The following is a 20,285-nucleotide window of genomic DNA, read 5'->3' as shown; positions in this document are numbered from 1 at the left end:
AAATGTGATGGAAGTTTGAAATTAACGGGACAAATCGTTACAGTGCAAATCGGCGTATTAAACTATTTAATTGCTCGGCCATCTCTGCTAGATGCTCAGCACTTTGTTTAATTTCTTCCATAGAGCTAACGGACTGTTCAATTGTGGCAGAGGTCTCCTGTATGCCTGCCGCTGACTGCTCGGAAATAGCTGCCATTTCATCTATGGATTTATTAATCGTGACCGTATTGTGAACGACATCATCTAGCTCAGAGGACATTCCTTCAATATTTCTAGCAATGGCCTCTATTGCGTCGGCAATATGATGGAACGTTGCATTGGTGGTCGTAATTTGCAATGCCCCTTTCTCCACTTCGCCATAGCCCTGCTCAAGAGAAGCGGTCACTCTACGGGAACCATCCTGAATGTTACGGACGATATCCGTAATATCTTCCACAGAACATGAAACTTGCTCGGCTAATTTTCGGACCTCATTAGCCACTACGGCAAATCCTTTTCCTTGTTCCCCTGCTCTGGCTGCTTCAATTGCTGCGTTCAACGCTAGTAAATTTGTTTGTGCTGCAATGGTTTGAATGACTGTGACAAGCTTTGAAATTTCTTGTGTTTGCTTGCTTAATCCGTCAACCTGATCTACTGCATCCTTCACAATATGTTGAATTGCTCCCATCTGCTTTGTAGAGGAGGACATTAAGTCGCGTCCTTCCTTTGTTAAAGCTTTAACATCCTGAGAATAGTGTTGAACGTCTTTATTTCTTTGATGAACAGAGGTTACTTTTCCTGCAAAGTCGTTCATAGAAGTTGCAACATCCGTCGTATGGCTGGCTAGCTCATCCGTCCCTCTTGCAATTTCCGTCATCGTATTGACGATTTGGTCTGTCCCCGTCTTTACTTCTGATGTTGATTGCAATAGCTCCTCACTATGGGCCGCTACGTCATTCGATACCGTTTGAATATGCTTCAATAAGCGATTCAAAATATCCGCCATTGTGTTGGTTGCCTCCATTAGCTGGCCCACTTCGTCTTTCGATTGAATTTTTAAAGGAGGACCGCTTAAATCGCCATTCGTCATTTGTTGCATCCGCTCCGTTAATGTCATAATAGGTCTTGATATACCGCGGGCACTCAATAGCTCAACAATAATCGCTATGACAAAAATGAGTAAACCTACGACGATGCCAATAAGCTGCTTATTCTCCCCAGTAACTATCATGTCAGCGCCTACCTCATTGATCGCTTGCTTCCGTTGCTCTGCTAAACCTTCATAGCCTTCACGAATAGTCGTTGCTGTTGCATCCATTTTCGTAATGTTTTGGATAGCGAGCTCCACATTACCTCGGTCATATACAGCAAATACTTGTTGTTCAATATAGCGGTTCCATTCCTTCGCCTTTTCTGCAAGTTTGCTGAAGTCTTCAGAGCTTGTTATGGCTAATCGTTTTTCTTCGTTGCTCGCTGCACGTGCTACATTGTCTTGAAAAATATCTTTATACTTTTCATCGCCAGACAATACATAGCCTCTAGCCGCAGCTATTCTTAAGTCAATGGTTTGTGCTTGCTCGTAATCAGTCGTTAATAGCTGTAATTCTTGCTGAACAATTTGTTCTGTTGCATAGTTACTTTGCTTAATAGCAAAATAGTTGTACACGATATATAACGCCATTATCGTAATGACAATGCTAAAGGAAAAAACAATTCTTCTACTAATTGTTTTGAATGACATATGCAAAAACTCCTTATTCTTCGAATCTATTCCATAAAAAGTAATCTACCATTTTCATTAAAAGATTGGTGGCTTTAGGAATTTTTGCTATATTTCCAGAAATAACTTAGTCAATTTTGTGTATTTTATAGCATCTTTCACCATGAGTAATTTGTCCCAATCAATCCCAAGCATGAAACATGACGTCTCCAATAGTTTCACTTTTGAAATATACCATCGATTGAAACATGCACATATCTTGTTCAATTAAATGGTCGGCTTCAAAACCAGTAATTCCTTTCCTTTTGTGCATCCAATCACTCCTTCAAGTTTGTCTCTCTATGGACCTTCTAATTTAAATAGTCATATTCCTACCAGATTGTTCAAATTAATTTAAAATAAAAAAACGCACCCCATTGGTTTGGGGTGCGTCTACTTGATTTAGCCTACTACTTCTTGGTATTCAGGATGCTTTTCGAACTCAGCTTTTGCGAAAGGACATAATGGTATGACTAGTAACTTTTCTTTTTTCGCATAGTCGACTGCCGCTTTGACTAATTGCTGTCCAACATTTTGACCTCTTAGATGCTCGCCTACATGTGTATGATCGAGAATAATTCTACTTTCCCCTACACGTACGAAATGTACCTCTGCCTCACTATTCTCCTCGTTGCCGATATAAAATGATTGGTTACCTTGTTTAATTTCCATGGCTTAATGCTCCTTTTAAATTTTGTATTTTAATGCGCCACTTGGACATCGATTGATAACTTCTACTACATTTTTGACAGCTGCTTCATCTGGTGCAATCCAAGGCTTTGCTTTAACATTAAACACCTCTGGCAAGCCCTTTACACATTCAGCCGCATGTTGACACATGTCCTTATCGAAATAAACTGTTATCTCTTTTCCTCTATAATCACGGTACCCCATACCTAACACGCCCCTCACAGTAAGTTTATTATTCAATTGGTGTTAATTTTTCCTCAATTTCCTGCCGCCGTTCCTCTAAAAATGGTGGCAAATCTAAACGTGTTCCTAAATCCTCCACAGCAGTATCTACGGTAAAGCCTGGTCCGTCTGTCGCTAGTTCAACTATTATGCCATGTGTTTCTTTCATGTAAATACTTGAAAAATAGTAACGATCTGCTTTCCTAATAATAGGAAAACCAAAGTCTTTTATTCGTTGTTCCCACTGCTCAAGCTCTTCCTTATCGCTCACGCGGATGGCTAAATGGTGAACACTACCTCTTCCAGGTTTCTCTTTAGGACCCTCTTGCTCGACAATGACAATCTGTCCTTGTAATTGGTCTTCCTCTGCTTGAAAAACAGCTTCAGTTAAAGTTTTTGATCGTTCTTTGTAGCCAAATAATTGTACGATTGTTTTCGCAGCATCCTCTAAAGAGCTTACAGTTAGTTCCACGGGGCCCATCCCTAAAATTTGATGAGCCATCTCAACGGATGAATGTTGCCACTTTGTCCATTCTTGTGGAATAGGCTTGTCCTGATTATTTAATAACACTAGGCGTAGTCCGTCTGGGTCCTCAAAATAGATCGCATCCGTGCCACCATATGTTGTTATATCACTGTGCTCGATCTGAAATTCATCCAATCGATTTTTCCAGTACATTAAGCTGTCATAGGAAGGTATGAGTAAACCAATTCTTGTAATCGCATCAGTACCACGATGTGTCCGTCCAGCGTGCGATAATTCAAAAAATGTTAAGCCTGTACCAGGACTACCTATCAAATCACCGTAAAATAAATGATACATACTGGGATCATCTTGGTTAACTGTTTTTTTCACACGACGAAGTCCTAAAATATGGTTGTAAAACTGATGATTTTCATGAGCATTTTTCGTAATCATTGAAATATGATGGTGTCCTGCGATCTTTAACATAGAATATTCTCCTATCTGTTATGCTTTTAAATTAATGCTTGTTCAACTGCCAAAACATGTTTGTGTTTGTTTAAAGTACTATTACGAAATTATTATCTCGATTTAATTTATCTCTAATTCGAGATAATAATAACACGATTTTTAATAGGTAGTCAATCCCCTTTAATCGTCAGTTCATCACATTAAAAATTGCATGATTTCCTGAAGAATTTCATCTTGCTCCCGACCTAATGTCATTAAATGCTTGGAGTTTTCAAAGCCTTTTTTTAGCTTCTTCACAGAATGAACTCGCTGATAAATAGTGTCGGCACTCTGCGCGTATAAGTCCTCGTCTCTTTTGCCGTAGAAAATAGCAATTGGCATCATGATCATCTCAAGCTGTTGCATCGTTTCTTTAATAAACTGCTGAAATCCAATCATCGCGTCCAATGGCATGTCGTTAAACGGCTTCATTTCATTTGTAACTTGCGGCTCTGATTTACCCTCGATATGTTTATAATTATAAGCATAGTCAATGATTCTTTGTTTTAGTTGTGCAGGTTCCTTATCAATCGGTACCGATAACACAATGATTTGCTCTAGCTTTTCTAATTGTGCAAGTTTCAATGTAAAAATACCACCGATGGATAAGCCGATAACGGAAATTTTTTGATAGCCTTCATTCAGCAAAAATTGGTGCGCTTTCACCACATCTTGCCACCAGTCCTCAACTTTGTACTGTAATAACAGTTCTGGCTTATGGCCGTGTCCTCTGTAAAGAGGTACATAACAGGTAAAGCCCTTTTCGTGTAGCTTCGTCGCCACTTTCTTCATATCTCTTGTATGACTTGTAAAGGAATGTAAAAGCAAGACTGCCCGTTCATTTCCTTTCAAGTATATTTCTTTAGCCGGTAAAATAGTTAGCACAACATCAGAACCTTTCTTCACGTACATCATAATAGAAGGTAGCCTCATTTAAGGCTACCTTCTTGTTGTATTTATAGCATAATCGAAAGACATATGCCACTGACCACAGCATCATATCATGCCGAATTTTTATTGCTGCTAGGCTCCCACAAATAATACAGCCTGTCCAATCGCAATAAAAAAGGCCTCATGCTGAATAGGACTGTTGTCTTCAATTTCTAGTGTAATGTCAAAATGAGTTTCGCAAAAAGTTGCTTGCCAACGTGCTATCGGCTCCTCATTCCACGTAAAGATCGACCAGTCTTCCATTTCTTTGCTGAGCTTAATTTGATGCTCTCCATCTGTAATAAGTAAATCAGGAATCATAATTTGCCAGCCATCATAGGCAATCATATAGTCTTTTCCCGTCACTAGATCCTTGCCTCGGAAATGCACGCGACCACGACGGGATACTTTTTTACAAGTAAATAAAGGTTGACCATGATGATCATGGACGTCAAAACGAACAAAATAACGAAAATCCATCGTCTTATCGAATGCTTTTTTAAGAGCATTGGAATAAACACGTTGAACCGTTGATGATGTCTCTCCTAATTCATTTAAAATAGAGACCATCTCTGTAGAATCTATTTCCATTGGCTGTTTATATGTATAGGTTTTCAATCGACTCGCTCCTTCAAAACAATTGCTTCCTTTAAACTAACATAAAATAAGCGCCCAATTCAAAGAAAGTATTGGGCGCTTCAATTATTATTTTTGGTGTAAGTATATGTTTACGGAGAATGGTTGGAACTCCACTCCTTGATAAGCTGATGGTTTGAATGGTATGTTTGTTTTTTTGTTATTCGTATCTACTCGAATTCCTTCACCTGCCGATGGAATGGCTAAATAAGGTGTGATAATTAACTTTTCAATATTTTTTTCTGCTGGATCAAAGGATTTTGTGCTGCTCAATTTCCATATGCCATCATCAAATTGAGCTTTTCCACCGCCTGAATGGGAAGCGATTTCTCTACCTTGTCCATCTGTCAGCATGAATTCTATAGTGGCTGGTGGATGGTCGATGGTTCCCTTCACAGTGGCTTCATAGTCAAGTGAAATCCCAGATGGACTAACGGAGATGTTGGAAACATGAAGCTGAATTCCATCAATCTGTTGCTGGTGATTCACAGGAATTTGGACAATCTCTGTAATCTTTTGAATCGGGGTAGAAAACGTCCATTTCTCGCCGTTTTCTCCTTCTAATAGTAGACCCAACTCAAAGGTATCCGGCATATCCTCTACCAACTTTACATCTAACGTACTAATTCCTGTCCGAGCTGAGGGGCTTAGAATATTTTCAGAATAACTACCTGTACTTACATTTGGTTGGGCACCATTGATGGTAAAATTCATGCCTGCTCCGAAATAGTATTGACTCAATTCCCGATCAGATTCGATCGTTATGCCGGCCGTTATATGAGATTCATCATATAGCACCTCATCCACCGTTACCGAAATGCCGTTGATGGTTTGTGTTTCCCCAACAGCTTTCGTTAATCCTTGTTCACTGGCTATTTTTAGCCCTGGTAAGCCTGATTCTTTGAATACTGAACCAATAATAGGCAGCTTGGACAAAGTATCTGCGAATGTTGGTGACACATAAGCTCTGCCAATAGTCATACTAAATACAGCAACAGCACTAGCTACATATATAAGATGTTTCCGTTTGTCTTTTCTTTTTAATATAACGGCTTCACCTAATTCATCTGCTTGTTGAATACCTCGAGCAATTGCTGCTCTTACCTCATCTCTTGGAAATTCAGGAAGGGTCAATGGCTCTTTCATTGATTGATGCACTCCTTTCTAAGTGTCTCTTCAATTGTTTTTTCCCTCGATGCAAATATGTTTTAATGGTACTCTCAGGCTTTTCCATCATGTCTGCAATTTCTTTAATCGACAAATCATGATAATAAAATAAAATGATAGCTATCTGCTGAGACTGTTTTAACTGTTGGATGGCTTCTGATAAATCAAGAGGGTTACCGATGAAATATTCTTGATCATGTAACCGATCTAGTAAATCACTTTCCTCAAACGGAATCACTTTCTGCCCCTTTTTCAGTAAACGATAGCATTCATGAATTAAAATGCGAAACAGCCATGTAGAAAAAAACACTGGATTTTTTAGTTGATGAACTTTCAAATAAGCTTTACAAACCGCTTCTTGGATAGCATCCAGTGCATCCTCTTTTTTACCAACGTAAGATAATGCCGTATAATAAAGTTTTTCTTCCTCAAGAACAAGTAGTTGTTCAAAAGCTTCTTTATGCCCTGCTATTGCTTGTTGAACAATTATTAAATCGTGTTCCACGCTTTTTCCCTCCTTTCGATACTTAGAGTCATTCACCCAAGTAAAAGGTTTCATTTTTATTCATTATTTTAGGCACAGAAAAAAGTAGACTACTTCTTTCATAGTAGCCTACCGGATTTTCTTTATTTATCTAATTTAAACGTAATGTCTCCTACGCCTATTTCTGATTTGATTTCTAGCACAACATCTGCCTTATCATACGCTTCATTGACATAGACACCTTTGCCCTTCGAAATAAGGCCCTCGACATTGGATGAACCTATGCCCTTTTCTGTCGTTAATTTGACACCAACCTTCGAAGGTACAATGACCGTCGTTTGACCTACCCCAGTTTCAATATTCGCTTTAAAGCTTTTTTTCCAATCGCCACCTAAGTTGACTGTGAGATCGCCGACACCTGCTTCAATATCTAATTTTTCAAGTTTCAGTCCCTGTAAATCTAGATTGGCTAAGGAAGCTCCTGTTTCTACCGTCAAATCCATCGGGATATCGTCATTTAATTGGATTGCCCAATTATTTTTAATATTGGAGATGCCTAGCTTCGTCGAGCCTTTATGTTTAATTTCAACTTCTCCTGTATCGCCACTAACATCATAGTTAACTTGAGGGGCTAGCTTTTTAATATTATAGTCCGCCTTGCCCTCAACCCACTCCTTGGCGCCACCAGTTAGATTCATTTCACCGACACCTAGATCAATATCTACCTCTAGTGTCTTCGCTTTATCCTTTTCTACTAAGATGGTCTCTTCTTGCATTTTGTTTGGCATAAACGAAAAGCACCCCGACAAGACGAATACTGATGTGCCCATCATGACACCTAACCCAACTAATTTTTTCAATTTAATTTCCTCCCGCTATATATTCTACCAATAATTTCATTATATAGGAGTGGAACATATAAAATACGACCTTGCGTTTGAAATTCATCTAAGACCTGAGACGTAGTAGTTACGATTGGTGTGGAATATCATCACCTTCTAGCAATGCTTTTAAATTAGCAAGGGACGCATCATAGCCCTGCATATTGAAGCTAACCGTTGTGCCGTTGTCCTGTTCTGCTAAAGACATCGCGATCACCGTTTCTGGAACTTCCAAGTAAAATGAAAAAATCTCATATTTTTTGACTTGCTGGATCGTTAACTGCATTGGCAGTGGATCTGCTAGCTGATTATGGTCATTAGGCATTAAAGTAAAGGTCATCTTTTCCCCTTCAGCCAGTTTAGGGATGTCCCAAGTAGAGCCTGGCGCATACCATTGCGAGAGGGCTTGCTCCTCTGTGATCGCTTGCCATACATTTTCTACTGCCGCTTGAATCAAAATTGAACTGCTCATCCCCAACACCCTCATTTCCTGTTTTTCTATTATTTTACTGAACTTTCCGAAGAGAGGCTACTATTGGTTGTTCTCCATAAATAAAACGCTCCTACAATGACCATCATAGCTACTATATCCAGAGCCATTTGATGACTTGAAAAAATGGTAACGAGTAAACCATAGATAGCCGGAGCCAAAACAATAAAGAATTGATTAATCGTTAAAGCGGCACTAACAGTAAGTCCCACAGATTGAGGATCGGACTGCTCCGTTACACTGGCTATATATAAGGAATACCAGCCTAGTGCGAAAAAGCCCATAACACAGCAAAATAACATCATTAAGCTCTTAGCATGTAAAACAACAGGCATACAAGCGACCATCACAAATGTGGCAAGCATAACAATTATTAGTAAGTGCTCGCGTTTCTGAGCGAAATATCGGTCACTCAGCCAAGCAAGGGCAATTCTTCCTACCATCCCTCCAAGCAAGACCAAACTTAAATACTTCCCAGCTGCTGTTAAGGAATAGCCACCTTCCTGATGTAAATAACTCATCAAATGGGCGATGAGGATCATCTGTAAAGACATCATCACAATGCCCACAAAAAAAATGGGATAGAGCGCTCGATTGTCTTTAATAGCCTTCATCTTTTCTTTAAACGGTATCGGTGTTGCTACAGTCGTATTATGATGTTTTGGCTCCTGATACATGAACAAAAATAGTAAACCGCCACCGATTGCTATGACACCTTGTGTCCAATGCACAGCTGACAGATGGAAATGATGATATAAATAGGTAAGAATTAAGGAAGCGAGAGCCCCTCCGATTGGAATACCGGTTTGGCGAATTCCGATCGCTAAACCCCGATGCTTGTCTGGGAACCATTTCACGATGGCCGTACTACCTCCCGTTTGGGCACTACCATACCAAAAGCCAACAACTATTAATACGACTAGCAATGTCGTATAATGATTCACAGGAATTAAGAGGAACGTACAGACGCCAAGTAAAATAGAGCCCCATCCAATAATTTGTTTTTCTCCTTTTTTATCCATGAGATAGCCAAAGAAAAGCATTGAGAAAATCGGTCCAATATTCACGGCAGAAACAATTAATCCTGTTTGGAATGACGTTAAGTGCCATTCCATTTGATAAAAGGAAGCAACCGGCCCCATCCCGTATGTGACAAAGGTGGAAGCTGTTTGCGAAAGCGTAGCCACCAGTAAAATGATCCATTTATAATATGTATGCATGTAAACCCTCCATAGCTATATACCGCTCTATTTATGCGGTACACTTAGATATCTTGAGTTTACGTTGACAGCTAGCTTACGTAAAATGGAGGAAAATGATAGCGGCTATCAAAAAATTTAATAGGTGTGTGACGAATAACATGAACATTGAAGAAATTGCCATTAAAATTGAGCTTTTAGAAAGGCAAAATTTAAGTAAATCTGCCGAAATCACCAACTATACACAATCGGCCTTAACATCGAAGGTAAAGAAGATGGAAAGTGAAATTGGACAGGAAGTCTTTAAACGAACACCTCAAGGCTTAAAGCTAACAGAAGTAGGTGACCACTATTTACAATTTTTAAAGCAGGTTGCCCAAAAATATGAAGAATTTTTACAAACCGTAGGATTCACTCAAGCCCATATTCAATTTGGAACCTCCCATACGACGATTAAAATATATGGGGCGTCCATCATGAATGCGCTACAAACCAGTCATAGTCCGATCGATGTGGATTTCACAGTCGAATCGAGTACATCGTTAAATCACAAAGTGCATCAGGCGGAATTAGACTGTGCATTAACGAGTAATCCATTAAAACATTATGCGGATTTACACTATGATTTAATGACAACAGAAACATTTGAAGTCATCTCGAGCCCTGCCCATATCATCGATTTTGACAAGCCAACACCTGTGACACTCCTAGTTTTAAGTAAAGGCTGTATGTATTCGAAGGCCTTAGCTCAATGGCTTACTCACAAGAAAGTCCCGTTTACCATGAAGGAAATTAAATCCGTAAGTAGTATTCTTGATTTTCTAGAAATCGAGCATACCTTGGCAGTATTAAATACGAAGTTACTTGCACTCTACCCATGTCCTGACCTGCACTTTTATGAAATGGAGACGTTAAACAAGGTCATTGAGACTGTCTTTATTTATAAGAAGGAAAACTATAAGCATTCTTCTATACTGCAATTAAAGCAGGTAATAGAATCCTTGCTTGAAAGGAATGAACTGGATGATCGTTAGCTCAGGTTGCTCTTTATGCGAATATTTTAAAAAGCCTATATTATTCACGCATACTGCAATATAATAGGTTTGATATTATTAAATACATAGGAGTACATCATGTTTTATTACATCTCATTGTTTTTGGCAGTATTTGCTTTATCTACATCAGCTATTTTTGTTAAGCTTGCTGATGCCCCGCCGGCTATTACGGCTTTTTATCGATTATTTTTTGCGATGCTCGTGCTCCTTCCCTTTTTGTTAGCACAAAGGGGACTACGACAAGAGCTAGCTAACCTGTCTAAAAAACAGTGGGGACTGGGCATTCTATCAGGTCTATTTCTGTCCTTTCATTATGTTTTATGGTTTGAATCATTAAACTACACATCCGTGGCCAGTTCAACGGTTATCGTCACACTACAGCCGTTATTCTCTTTAGTAGGTAGCTATTTTTTATTTAAAGAGCGCTTTTCAAAAGGGGCAATTATTGGCTGTTTGGTAGCGATCATCGGCTGTTTCATCATCGGCTGGCAGGATTTTCAAATTAGCGGACAAGCGCTTTATGGCGATATTCTCGCATTTATCGCGGCAGGCATTATTACAGCCTACTTTTTTATCGGGCAATCTGTACGGAAGGATTTATCACTTATTACCTATTCGATTATCGGATATGGCAGTAGCTCAATCTTCTTAGCCATTTACGCCCTCTTTATGCAGGAATCGTTTTTCGACTATCCCGCATCCACATGGTGGTCCCTACTAGGATTGGCTGTGATTGCAACGATTTTTGGGCAAACGATATTTAATTGGCTATTAAAATGGTTAAGTACAACAGTCATCTCTATGAGTATTTTAGGAGAAACAATTGGCACATGTATTTTAGCTTATTTTATTTTAGATGAAATGATTTCCGTTCAACAAGGGATTGGCATAATCGTCATTTTACTAGGACTTGCCCTCTTTTTACTCCAACAACGAAAGTCTGCATAATAAAAAAACAACGGCAAAAGACGGCCGTTGTTTTTTTATGGCTGAGTAAAGCGAAAGGTCGTACCATCCTTGCTGGATTGTAAAGAGACTTCAATATTCAATGTTCTAGCAATATCTTGGATAATTTTCAATCCAAGACCACTATGTTCGACGTCTGACTGAAAGCCGATGCCATCATCACACATCAGTACCTCTCCCGCTTTAATCGTCACCACTAGTTTTGTTGCTTGGGCATGCTTTAACGTATTTTGAAAGACATTATCAAATAAACGTTGTAACCATAATTCATTACTTGTCCAAATTGCCTCTGCATCTTTTAGATGAAAATGGAGTGCAATATTTTGCATGCGGTATAAGTAACTCCATTTCTTAATCATCGTCTCTAATAGGAAAGCTAGCTGAACTTCCTCCTGAACGACAAAGGCATTTTCGCTCGTATCAATAGACTGGTATTGCAGTTCATTCGTTAAATTCGCAATATAGTGAATTTGCGCGTTTAACGATTCCACCAATTTTGGTTGCTCTTGTAGTTGATCTTCTAAATAAAACAATTGCAAACGAATCGCTGTCAATGGTGTATGGATATCATGTCTTAATTTTTGAAGCAGCTCTTTTTGGAGCTCCTGCTGTTGAGCTAACTCTAATTCCCGATAAGTCGTGCGCTCAATTAAAAGATTGACAGATTGAATTAACTGCCCTATTTCATCCTCACTACGTACCGTTACCGTATCGGGTATCCGTTCATTACTCGCTAGTTCCCGTATTGTTTGATTGAGCATTGTAATTCTAGCTAATAATGAATGGATGGATGTGGAAAATAGTAAGGCAAGAATCCCTAAAGACAGCACAAAGGCAAGAAGCATAACAGGATACGCAAAGGATTCATGGAACGGGATGCCATTATTTTTCGTTTTAAAAGCCTTGTCATAAAGGATGGACATGAACACACTAATACCTAATAATACGATGGGTACACTCCCAATCGCTACCAACAACAGTGTTCTATATTTAGTTTTTAACGTCATTTCTTTATATGGGTATTTAGACGATACCCCTCTCCATAAATATTTTGTAAAATAATGCCTGTTGAATCGTTCAGCTTTGTCCGAATCTTTTTTATGTAGACATTGAGAATATTATGGTTACGCTCATCTAACGGCCATAAATAATCAAAAAAGTGGTCCTTTGTTAAAACTCTGTCACGGTTATCAAATAGATAAAAGAAAATTTTTCGTTCTATGGCCGTCAACGAAATTTCGTTTTGAAGATGGTGATGAAATACTTTACGATGCTCTCCATCAATGAATAAATGCTGAATTTGCGTAAACGTCCCATATTGTTGTACTAGCATTTTTTGGATTCTTAGCAATAGTTCTCGTGGATCAAACGGCTTTGTCAAATAGTCTTCTCCAACTGTTAAACCTTCTAGCTTGCTTTCAATATCACTACGTGCTGATAAAAAAATGATAGGAATATTTAAGCCTAATTGTTTAATGTTTTTGCTTAATTGATAGCCATCCTCTCCTGGTAGCATAATATCCATAATGACTAAATCTACTTCCTGAATGAGCCTCATTATATCTCGGCCATCTGTTTTCCATATGGCTTCATAGCCTTCTCTTTGCATTATCTTTTGAAGTAAATCACCAATCATGGGATCATCTTCTACAATTAAAATTCTAAATCCTTTCATGTTAACGACCTCTCTAATCAGCATTCGTTTTCATAAACTCTATCGCTAGTTGATAGATTTCCTCTGGTTGATAAAGATATATACTATGAGTGCCACTTACCTCTTTCACTTCTGCGTGCGTGAATTGCTTCGCGAAGTCTGCGTAATCTTGGCGATTTTGCTCTGTATACTTTGAATGTTCATTTTCCTTCGCAATAGCATCAACTATTATAATTGGGGTGTCTTGTGGTAATGGAAGCTGTTCTGATTGTAAACTATTTTCATAGACGTGTAACAGCTCATTTTTCATATCTTCATTAAAAAATTGCTTAAAGGACAAAGCTTGATAGAGTTCCTTTTCTTCAGTCGTTAAAAAGGACATATTCAGAACTTGCGGATTATACACCTGCGAGGGTACTAAGCGGTGTAAACCTACCTTAGTAGCTAGACTCATTCCCTTCACCATCCATCTATCCAAGGTACCCATCTTATGCTTTACATACTGACTAGGCAAGCCAATATCTAGAGCGATAATTCCTTTTACTTCTTCTGGGTATTTTTGTGCCCAGTAAATCGCTTCAAGTCCTGATATAGAATGAGGGACAAGAATATAGGGCGGCTGAAGCCCACTTGCCAGAAGTGACTCCCTTGTTTGCATAAGAATGGTATCAATATCTCTTTCATCATGGGCAATCTCACTAAAACCATAGCCTGCTCGGTCCACTACAGCAATTTGATGGTGCTGCGAAAACTTACTATAAAGCCCCTTTAACTCATAAACAGGAGCTGCAATGCCTGACCCTGCCATAAAAACATATGTATCCTCCCCAGCCCCCTCTCGATAGACATTCATGCTTTGACCATTAACGTTCACTATCATGCCGTCATTTCGTAAAATGGCCTCCTCCTTTTGGATCAAACGATTGTGGTACATACTGACCGCTACGATGCCGATCGATACGATGACCCCCAAATAAATAAACATTTTCTTTATGATTTTTTTCATACGCCTCTCCTCTCCGTTGATACTTGTAAGGATACATACGAAAAATTAATATCTAATTAATTTTTAAAGAAATGTTTACTTGATGAGCTAAGAGGCTAGTCAATGAACAGAAAAAAGCTGCCTACATTATGTAGGAGCTTTTTTAGAGTCATGCATTTGGATAGGTTTTCTGTAAAAAGACGATAGACTGTTGAATAAGAGCCTTTAAAATATCTTCTTCAACATCAGCGAGTTTATTAATATAAACGCAGGCTTTCCCTGTTGTGTGTTTACCAAATTGCTGTAATAGCTGCTCTCGCTCACGATCACCTGGGGAAAAGTATAAACTAATTTTTGCCTTGCGAGGGGAAAATCCGACAAGTGGTGCATCGCCTTCATGGCCTGTTTGATATTTGTAGTGGTAATGACCAAACCCAATTATACTTGGACCCCACATTTTAGCCTCATAGCCTGAGACCTCTGTAAAAATGTCCAATAGTCGATAGGCATCTTCTCGCTTTTTTGGATGATCAACACTTTCAATAAATTCAATGACACTTGCATCGGTTTCTTTCGTCTTTAATTCATACATGTGTATCCCTCGCCTTCACAAAATCGGATTGTTCATCCCTATTATTCCCTATTCCGCCTGCTCTAACAATAGTTTTTGTTGGAGTTGTCGATACATCCCTTGTTGTTCCATTAACTCTTGATGGTTGCCTTTTTCAATAATTTCACCCTGTTGTATAACGAGTATTTGGTCTGCTTTCTCAATGGTTTTCAATCGATGGGCGATAACAAAGCTTGTGCGACCCTGCATTAAATGCTGTAAGCCTTTTTGAATATCGACTTCCGTTTGCGTATCCACACTGGATGTCGCTTCATCTAAAATTAAAATATCCGCATTCTCCAAAATGGCACGAGCAATAGCAATGAGCTGCCGTTGTCCCTGACTTAAATTAGCGCCACCCGCTTGAACTGGCGTGTCGTATTGTGTAGGTAAATATTTTATGAAATGATGGGCATTCGCAATTTTTGCTGCTTCCACAACCTCTGCATCGGTCGCATCCAGCTTTCCAAAGCGAATGTTTTCACGAATAGTGCCAGAGAACAAATAGGTATCCTGTAAAACCACACCTACCCGTTGGCGAATTGTAGACATTTTATAGTGTTCAATATTATGCCCATCAATTAAAATTTCACCCTGATCCACTTCATAAAAACGTGTTAGTAAATTAATAATGGTCGTTTTCCCTGAGCCAGTAGGGCCAACAAGAGCTATCGTTTCCCCTGCCTTTGCTTGGAAGTTAATGTTTTGAAGAACTGGCTTCCCTTGCTCATAGCTAAACGATACTTGTTTGAAAACGACATCGCCTTTTAATGACGGTGCCTCAATAGCCTGAGGTCGATCAGCTACCTCTGACGGTTCATCTAGTATTTCAAATACACGCTCTGCTCCAGCTATAGCTGATTGAAAGGTGTTTAACAGATTAGATAATTGATTGAGCGGGCGGAAAAATTGCCTTGTATAGGTGACAAATGCAGCGATAATACCAACTGTCACAAAACCTTTCACCGCTAATAGAGCTCCTGTCCCGATGACTATTGCTAGGCCTAGGTTATTCATAAAGTTATTGATGGGTCCTAATAAGCCCGACGTAATCTCTGCACGTTGTGCGGAGTTTCGCAAGTTTTCATTTTGCCGATGGAACGTATCGATGGATTGCTGTTCCTTGCCAAAAAGCGTAAGTACCTCTGCGCCTGTAATCATTTCCTCAATATAGCCATTTAGCTTACCAAGATCTCGTTGACGCGCCGCATAATTTTTACTGCTGCGTTTGATAATTTGCTTAGTGGTGAAAACGATAAGCGGAATAATGATCAAGGTCACAATCGCTAATGGCCAGCTTAATGTGAACATGGCAATACTAACACCAACAACAGTTAAGATGGACGATACAATTTGCGTCACACTTTGAGCAAGCGCTGTATTTAAATTATCTATATCGTTTGTGACACGACTCATTAAATCACCGAGCGCACGCTGATCAAAAAATCTTAAAGTGAGCGTTTGTAACTTTTGGAACAGTTCTAGACGCAATATCCGAATCGTTTTCATCGCCACATGAATCATGACATAGGTTTGCAGCCATGTCAGAATAGACGCTACCGTAAAAATCACGGCTAATAGGACTCCTAGTCGGATTGTCCCATCAATATCCTTTTTCATCATGTAATCATCAATGATATGGCCTATCATATAAGGCCCCGCTAAACTTAAAAACGTAGAAGCGATGACAAAGATGATGGAAATATACAGGCCTATTTTTTGCTGTTTGACATAGCGCCAAACTCTTGTCAGTGTTGCCTTTTGATTTTTCGCTTTTTCAGCTGGCCCTCCCATACGAGGTCCACGTCCAAAATTCATTTGCTTTGGTTGATTTTGACTCATCCTTCTTCACCAGCCTTTTGCTGCGACGCGTAAATTGCTTGGTAATGTACATTGTTTTGAAGTAGCTGTTGGTGGGTCCCTTGCCCAACTATCTCGCCATCCTCTAGGACAAGAATGACATCTGCCTGCTGTATCGAGGCAATTTTCGAAGCTACCATCAATGTCGTCGTGTCTTGAAAATGGACGGCTATGGCCTGCTGCACATGTTTTTCTGAAGCACTATCAAGGGCTGAGGTAGTGTCATCCAGCACGAGAATAGCTGGCTTTCGAACGAATGCCCGACTTAAAGCCAAGCGTTGCTTTTGCCCACCGGAGAGATTCGTAGCCCCCTGTGACAGCTCATGTGCTATACCCTTATCGAGCCGCTCTACAAATTCACTAGCACAGGCAGCATCCAATGCCTGTTGTATTTCCTCTGCCGTTGCATGTTCATTACCAAGGCGTATATTTTTTTCTATCGCCCCAGAAAACAATAAAGCCTTTTGTGAGGTAAATCCAATATGGTCCCGTAACGTGGATAAAGAGTACGCTGAAAGCGGTTTGTCATCCAAGTAAATGGCTCCACCTGTTGGATCGAATAGGCGCGGTAATAGCTTTACAAGGGTTGATTTACCGCTACCTGTTTTCCCAATGATGCCCACTGTTTCCCCTGGCTTCACTGAAAATGAAATGTTTTTAAGAACATCCTCTGCCGTTTCATAATAACGATAACTTACATGATCAAATTCAATTGCTCCTTTTATAGGATCTGTCCATGCAAGTTCTGCTTCCTTAACGGCAATGTCCTTATTTAAGACATCCACAATTCGTTCTCCCGAAGGCAATGCACGCGCAATTTGCATCAGCACCATACTGGAAGACATTAAACCATTTAAGATAATCGTTAAGTAATTAATAAACGCGAGAATAACCCCTACCTGTAATGTCCCTGCCTCAACCTTAATGGCCCCAAGCCAAAGTGCTGCGACAATCCCTAGGTTAACGACGAACATCGTAAATGGCACAAGCACCCCTACAATTTGTTCTGCAGTGATGAAGCGTTTTGTCAGCCCATCATTCAGCTCACTAAATTGGGATACCTGTTGGGTTTCACGACGAAAGGCTTTAACGACACGGATACCCGCTAAATTTTCCTGTAGCTTCGTATTCACTGCATCAATAGCCTCTTGGACGCGGCGATACAGCACCCCCGAGTACTTCGTGAAAAAATACATAGCCACAATCAAAATCGGCACAATGATAAGAAGTATTGAAAAAAGCTCCCGTGCTGTTACAAAGACGATAATGACTGCCCCGATAAAGAGTAGTGGCCCACGCACAAAAATACGCAACGTCATCATAAACGCGCGTTGAATACTTTCCACATCACTCGTTAAAATGGTAATTAGCTTGCCAGTCGTAAAGGCATCCCGCTCTTTAGCTGAATAGGACATCATTTTTTGATAGAGTGCCTGTCGAACATCCGAAGCAAAATGAATCGCTGCCTTCGAGCTATAATACGAGCAACCAATCCCACCAACAAGCCCAAGTACCGCACTTGCTAGCATCCATACAAACATGCTTAGTACATAAGCATGATCTCCATTAGCAATCCCTGTATCAATCATATGCTGCATGATCGTCGGCTGAATTAAATCCATTGTCACCTCCAGCACCATTAGAAGGGGCGCTATTAGGGTGAAAAATTTATAGGGCTCCAAATACTGCCCTAATTGTTTTATTGCCTGCATACATTCGTCTCCGTTCTATTTAAATCCCATTCGTTCCTCATTATAACTGAAAACTATTCCCATTTGGCACTATTTTTTCGAGACACGTAATAGTTGAGATTTAACTAATTGAGGAGATATCGTCGAGCATATGGCTGATATCCATCCAAATAAAAAGCCCCCATGCCTATACAAAGGGCACTGAAAAAGTCCATATCTTTTTTCATTTGGCACTGTGACTCTATTGTTGTTTTCCGAAGCATTCCGCTCGCTTTCCGCGGGCGAGCGATGCTTCTCCAAACAACGCAATGTATCATACTATTATTTTAGTCACGCTTTCCTTTATAATAAAAGAATTAATATGCAGGTGGTGCCCCAATGATTTCAAATCAGGAAACCCTTAATTTAAGTCCATACATGGCAATCTACGATATTGTTGTGCCAAAAGATAATATGCTTCCCCAGATCAATGAACTTGTTGATTTTACATTCATTTTAGAAGAGCTAAAAACAAAATATTGTTTAGACAATGGACGTAATGCCATTCCTCCAATTCGCATGTTTAAGTACTTATTATTAAAAGCGATTAATGATGTATCAGACGTCGACCTAGTAGAGCGCTCAAAGTATGATATGTCATTCAACTATTTCTTGGATATGGCACCAGAAGATCCAGTGAGACAGAAATAAGGCACTTCCTGTTCAAAATTGAACAAGAAGTGCCTTATTTTTATCTGAAAAAGGTTCGCTTTTATGAAAACGTAAGTTTTTCAGTGCCCTCGTCTATTCATGGAGGTCGCTTTAAATAATTCTTGTACCGCTCGTTGGATTATTTTCAAAGCAATCGTTTTGCTCAAAACAAGCCCTATTGCATTGAATTTATCTGTAGTTTTTCAAAATTTCTTTGGAAAATTTGGTGGGCCAACTGCTCTTTCTCGGGATCAACACCAAGTAAAATAACTGTACTTGGTCCGGCTGATTTGGTCATATCATGTGAACATTCAACTAATTGCTGGCCAAAAAGGCGCACACATTCACCATGAAGTCCCTTTGATCCGACAGGCCACACTTGCTGAACGATTTCCGCCAGCCATGCCTGATAAACCGGTTGCAGCTGCGCCACATCATCAGGGTGTGCTAATAGTTCCTCGCCAACAAGTGGTAAGCCGTATGTGTACCAACTAAGCTGTGCAAGCTCCAATGCTTTTCGCTGTTGTATTTCCCCAAGCATAGTAATCGCTATACCAGACTGTAAAGTAGGCATATTGGATTCCGAACTACCAGCAATGGCTGGGCAGGAAAGGCCCGTTTCCTCGAACACTTGCTGAATTCCTCTTTCATAGCGTGACCATGCAGCATCCCCTGAAAAATTAGCGAGTAGAATTTGAATAGGAAGTGCCTGTGCAGCCAGTTGCTCTAGAAATGTCACACGGGCTGTCATATAGGCTGTCAATTGATCGGATGCCAGCACAGCATCTTGTGGCTTTTCCCCGATGGCTGCCGCATTATCCATTGTCGCAATAAACGTGCCCACTTTCATAGCATTTCTCACTAAACTCGACCTGCCTTACGCACAAAAACTTTTGACAAAATGGGCATGACCACCGCGACAATCATTAAATTAATAGCGGTTGCTATGAAAATACTCGCTAAAGCACCCCAGAAAAAGGCAGGACTAATAATAAAATAAAATGGCAGTGGGGCAACGATGCCGTTTAATACTAGGGCAACTGGCCATTTCCAAACATGCATGCCTTTTTTATGCATGACCCCAAAAATCCAGACAACGATAAACATCTCTACAGCAATAATTACATGGAGTGGGCCAAGTGGGAAGCCAGCAGTTAATGCGCTAATAAAATGACCAATGAGACCAGCTACCCCAGCTAATATTGGCGATAGAAAAACAACACCTAAAAAGGCAGGTGCTGAATCAAGAGCTGCCGTTGAAATAAAAGCGGGTACTTTAATGGCTGCTCCTACTGCACAGATGGCCGCAACCATAGCCGTTAGTATCCATTTCATTAATTTTTGTCGATCCATTGCATTTCCTC

Annotated in this window: 22 protein-coding genes and 1 pseudogene; 3 read left to right on the top strand and 20 right to left on the bottom strand. The window is 39.9% G+C overall.

All coding sequences use genetic code 11. From position 1 onward, the window contains the following. Positions 1–37: 37 nt before the first annotated feature. The 12 genes from MKY88_RS09710 to MKY88_RS09655 all read right to left on the bottom strand — a co-directional run bounded on the left by MKY88_RS09710 (position 38) and on the right by MKY88_RS09655 (position 9,431). Positions 38–1,720, bottom strand: coding sequence for a methyl-accepting chemotaxis protein (locus tag MKY88_RS09710; RefSeq protein ID WP_340813503.1), 1,683 nt, complete (start codon positions 1,718–1,720; stop codon positions 38–40). A gap of 160 nt (positions 1,721–1,880) precedes the next feature. Then, positions 1,881–2,012, bottom strand: a complete 132-nt coding sequence (locus tag MKY88_RS09705; RefSeq protein ID WP_340813501.1) for a hypothetical protein — start codon at positions 2,010–2,012, stop codon at positions 1,881–1,883. Positions 2,013–2,140: 128 nt separating this feature from the next. Continuing rightward, on the bottom strand, positions 2,141–2,410 hold the full coding sequence (locus MKY88_RS09700) for a GNAT family N-acetyltransferase (protein ID WP_025117018.1): 270 nt from the start codon (positions 2,408–2,410) through the stop codon (positions 2,141–2,143). Positions 2,411–2,425: 15 nt separating this feature from the next. Beyond that, a complete protein-coding gene (locus tag MKY88_RS09695) occupies positions 2,426–2,632 on the bottom strand; it encodes a (4Fe-4S)-binding protein (protein WP_340813499.1) in 207 nt (68 codons plus the stop codon). Positions 2,633–2,660: 28 nt separating this feature from the next. After that, the gene (locus MKY88_RS09690) at positions 2,661–3,602 is read right to left on the bottom strand and encodes a VOC family protein (RefSeq protein ID WP_069481065.1); all 942 of its coding nucleotides are present in this window, start codon (positions 3,600–3,602) and stop codon (positions 2,661–2,663) included. 177 nt (positions 3,603–3,779) lie between these two features. Then, complete coding sequence (locus tag MKY88_RS09685; protein ID WP_340813497.1) at positions 3,780–4,556, bottom strand: alpha/beta hydrolase; 777 nt, start codon at positions 4,554–4,556, stop codon at positions 3,780–3,782. A gap of 90 nt (positions 4,557–4,646) precedes the next feature. Then, a complete protein-coding gene (locus MKY88_RS09680; RefSeq protein WP_340813495.1) occupies positions 4,647–5,171 on the bottom strand; it encodes a tubby C-terminal domain-like protein in 525 nt (174 codons plus the stop codon). A gap of 87 nt (positions 5,172–5,258) precedes the next feature. Further along, complete coding sequence (locus tag MKY88_RS09675; protein ID WP_340813494.1) at positions 5,259–6,335, bottom strand: DUF4179 domain-containing protein; 1,077 nt, start codon at positions 6,333–6,335, stop codon at positions 5,259–5,261. After that, positions 6,310–6,861 (bottom strand): sigma-70 family RNA polymerase sigma factor, encoded by a 552-nt coding sequence (locus MKY88_RS09670; RefSeq protein ID WP_340813492.1) that lies wholly within the window; start codon positions 6,859–6,861, stop codon positions 6,310–6,312. Before MKY88_RS09670 ends, MKY88_RS09675 begins: the two co-directional genes overlap by 26 nt. A gap of 122 nt (positions 6,862–6,983) precedes the next feature. Next, positions 6,984–7,700 (bottom strand): toast rack family protein, encoded by a 717-nt coding sequence (locus tag MKY88_RS09665; protein ID WP_340813490.1) that lies wholly within the window; start codon positions 7,698–7,700, stop codon positions 6,984–6,986. 109 nt (positions 7,701–7,809) lie between these two features. Further along, positions 7,810–8,193, bottom strand: coding sequence for an SRPBCC domain-containing protein (locus tag MKY88_RS09660; RefSeq protein WP_340813489.1), 384 nt, complete (start codon positions 8,191–8,193; stop codon positions 7,810–7,812). A 29-nt stretch (positions 8,194–8,222) separates the two neighbouring features. Beyond that, positions 8,223–9,431 (bottom strand): MFS transporter, encoded by a 1,209-nt coding sequence (locus MKY88_RS09655; protein ID WP_340813487.1) that lies wholly within the window; start codon positions 9,429–9,431, stop codon positions 8,223–8,225. A gap of 140 nt (positions 9,432–9,571) precedes the next feature. On the opposite strand from MKY88_RS09655, the gene MKY88_RS09650 reads away from it, so the two are divergent. Together MKY88_RS09650 and MKY88_RS09645 are read left to right on the top strand one after the other, a co-directional pair. Continuing rightward, a complete protein-coding gene (locus MKY88_RS09650) occupies positions 9,572–10,444 on the top strand; it encodes a LysR family transcriptional regulator (protein WP_193831694.1) in 873 nt (290 codons plus the stop codon). A gap of 99 nt (positions 10,445–10,543) precedes the next feature. Continuing rightward, positions 10,544–11,413, top strand: coding sequence for a DMT family transporter (locus MKY88_RS09645; protein WP_193831693.1), 870 nt, complete (start codon positions 10,544–10,546; stop codon positions 11,411–11,413). Positions 11,414–11,448: 35 nt separating this feature from the next. Here the strand turns inward: MKY88_RS09645 and MKY88_RS09640 are convergent, their stop codons facing one another. From MKY88_RS09640 to MKY88_RS09615, 6 genes are all read right to left on the bottom strand, one after another. After that, positions 11,449–12,438: a sensor histidine kinase gene (locus tag MKY88_RS09640; protein WP_340813485.1), complete on the bottom strand. Its 990-nt coding sequence runs from the start codon at positions 12,436–12,438 to the stop codon at positions 11,449–11,451. Next, on the bottom strand, positions 12,435–13,106 hold the full coding sequence (locus MKY88_RS09635) for a response regulator transcription factor (RefSeq protein WP_069481058.1): 672 nt from the start codon (positions 13,104–13,106) through the stop codon (positions 12,435–12,437). The genes MKY88_RS09640 and MKY88_RS09635 overlap by 4 nt, the downstream gene beginning before the upstream one ends. 13 nt (positions 13,107–13,119) lie before the next feature. Beyond that, entirely contained in the window at positions 13,120–14,091 is a 972-nt protein-coding gene (locus MKY88_RS09630) for an alpha/beta fold hydrolase (RefSeq protein ID WP_069481057.1), read from the bottom strand. Positions 14,092–14,239: 148 nt separating this feature from the next. Beyond that, positions 14,240–14,662, bottom strand: a complete 423-nt coding sequence (locus MKY88_RS09625; protein ID WP_193831690.1) for a DUF1801 domain-containing protein — start codon at positions 14,660–14,662, stop codon at positions 14,240–14,242. 48 nt (positions 14,663–14,710) lie between these two features. After that, positions 14,711–16,522 (bottom strand): ABC transporter ATP-binding protein, encoded by a 1,812-nt coding sequence (locus tag MKY88_RS09620; RefSeq protein WP_340813484.1) that lies wholly within the window; start codon positions 16,520–16,522, stop codon positions 14,711–14,713. Further along, positions 16,519–18,252, bottom strand: a complete 1,734-nt coding sequence (locus tag MKY88_RS09615; protein WP_340813483.1) for an ABC transporter ATP-binding protein — start codon at positions 18,250–18,252, stop codon at positions 16,519–16,521. The genes MKY88_RS09620 and MKY88_RS09615 overlap by 4 nt, the downstream gene beginning before the upstream one ends. A gap of 357 nt (positions 18,253–18,609) precedes the next feature. Here MKY88_RS09615 and MKY88_RS09610 point away from each other — a divergent pair. Beyond that, positions 18,610–18,909, top strand: a pseudogene (locus MKY88_RS09610) (transposase); the annotation flags it as partial. A 187-nt stretch (positions 18,910–19,096) separates the two neighbouring features. Here the strand turns inward: MKY88_RS09610 and MKY88_RS09605 are convergent. Then, positions 19,097–19,783, bottom strand: coding sequence for a hypothetical protein (locus tag MKY88_RS09605; RefSeq protein WP_328201827.1), 687 nt, complete (start codon positions 19,781–19,783; stop codon positions 19,097–19,099). Then, complete coding sequence (locus MKY88_RS09600; protein WP_340813482.1) at positions 19,783–20,274, bottom strand: ECF transporter S component; 492 nt, start codon at positions 20,272–20,274, stop codon at positions 19,783–19,785. The genes MKY88_RS09605 and MKY88_RS09600 overlap by 1 nt, the downstream gene beginning before the upstream one ends. Positions 20,275–20,285: the final 11 nt, after the last annotated feature.

The organism is Lysinibacillus sp. FSL R7-0073, from assembly GCF_038009065.1.
In the GTDB taxonomy this organism is placed as follows: Bacteria; Bacillota; Bacilli; order Bacillales_A; family Planococcaceae; genus Lysinibacillus; species Lysinibacillus fusiformis.
This window is presented reverse-complemented; position numbering and strand designations above follow the sequence as displayed.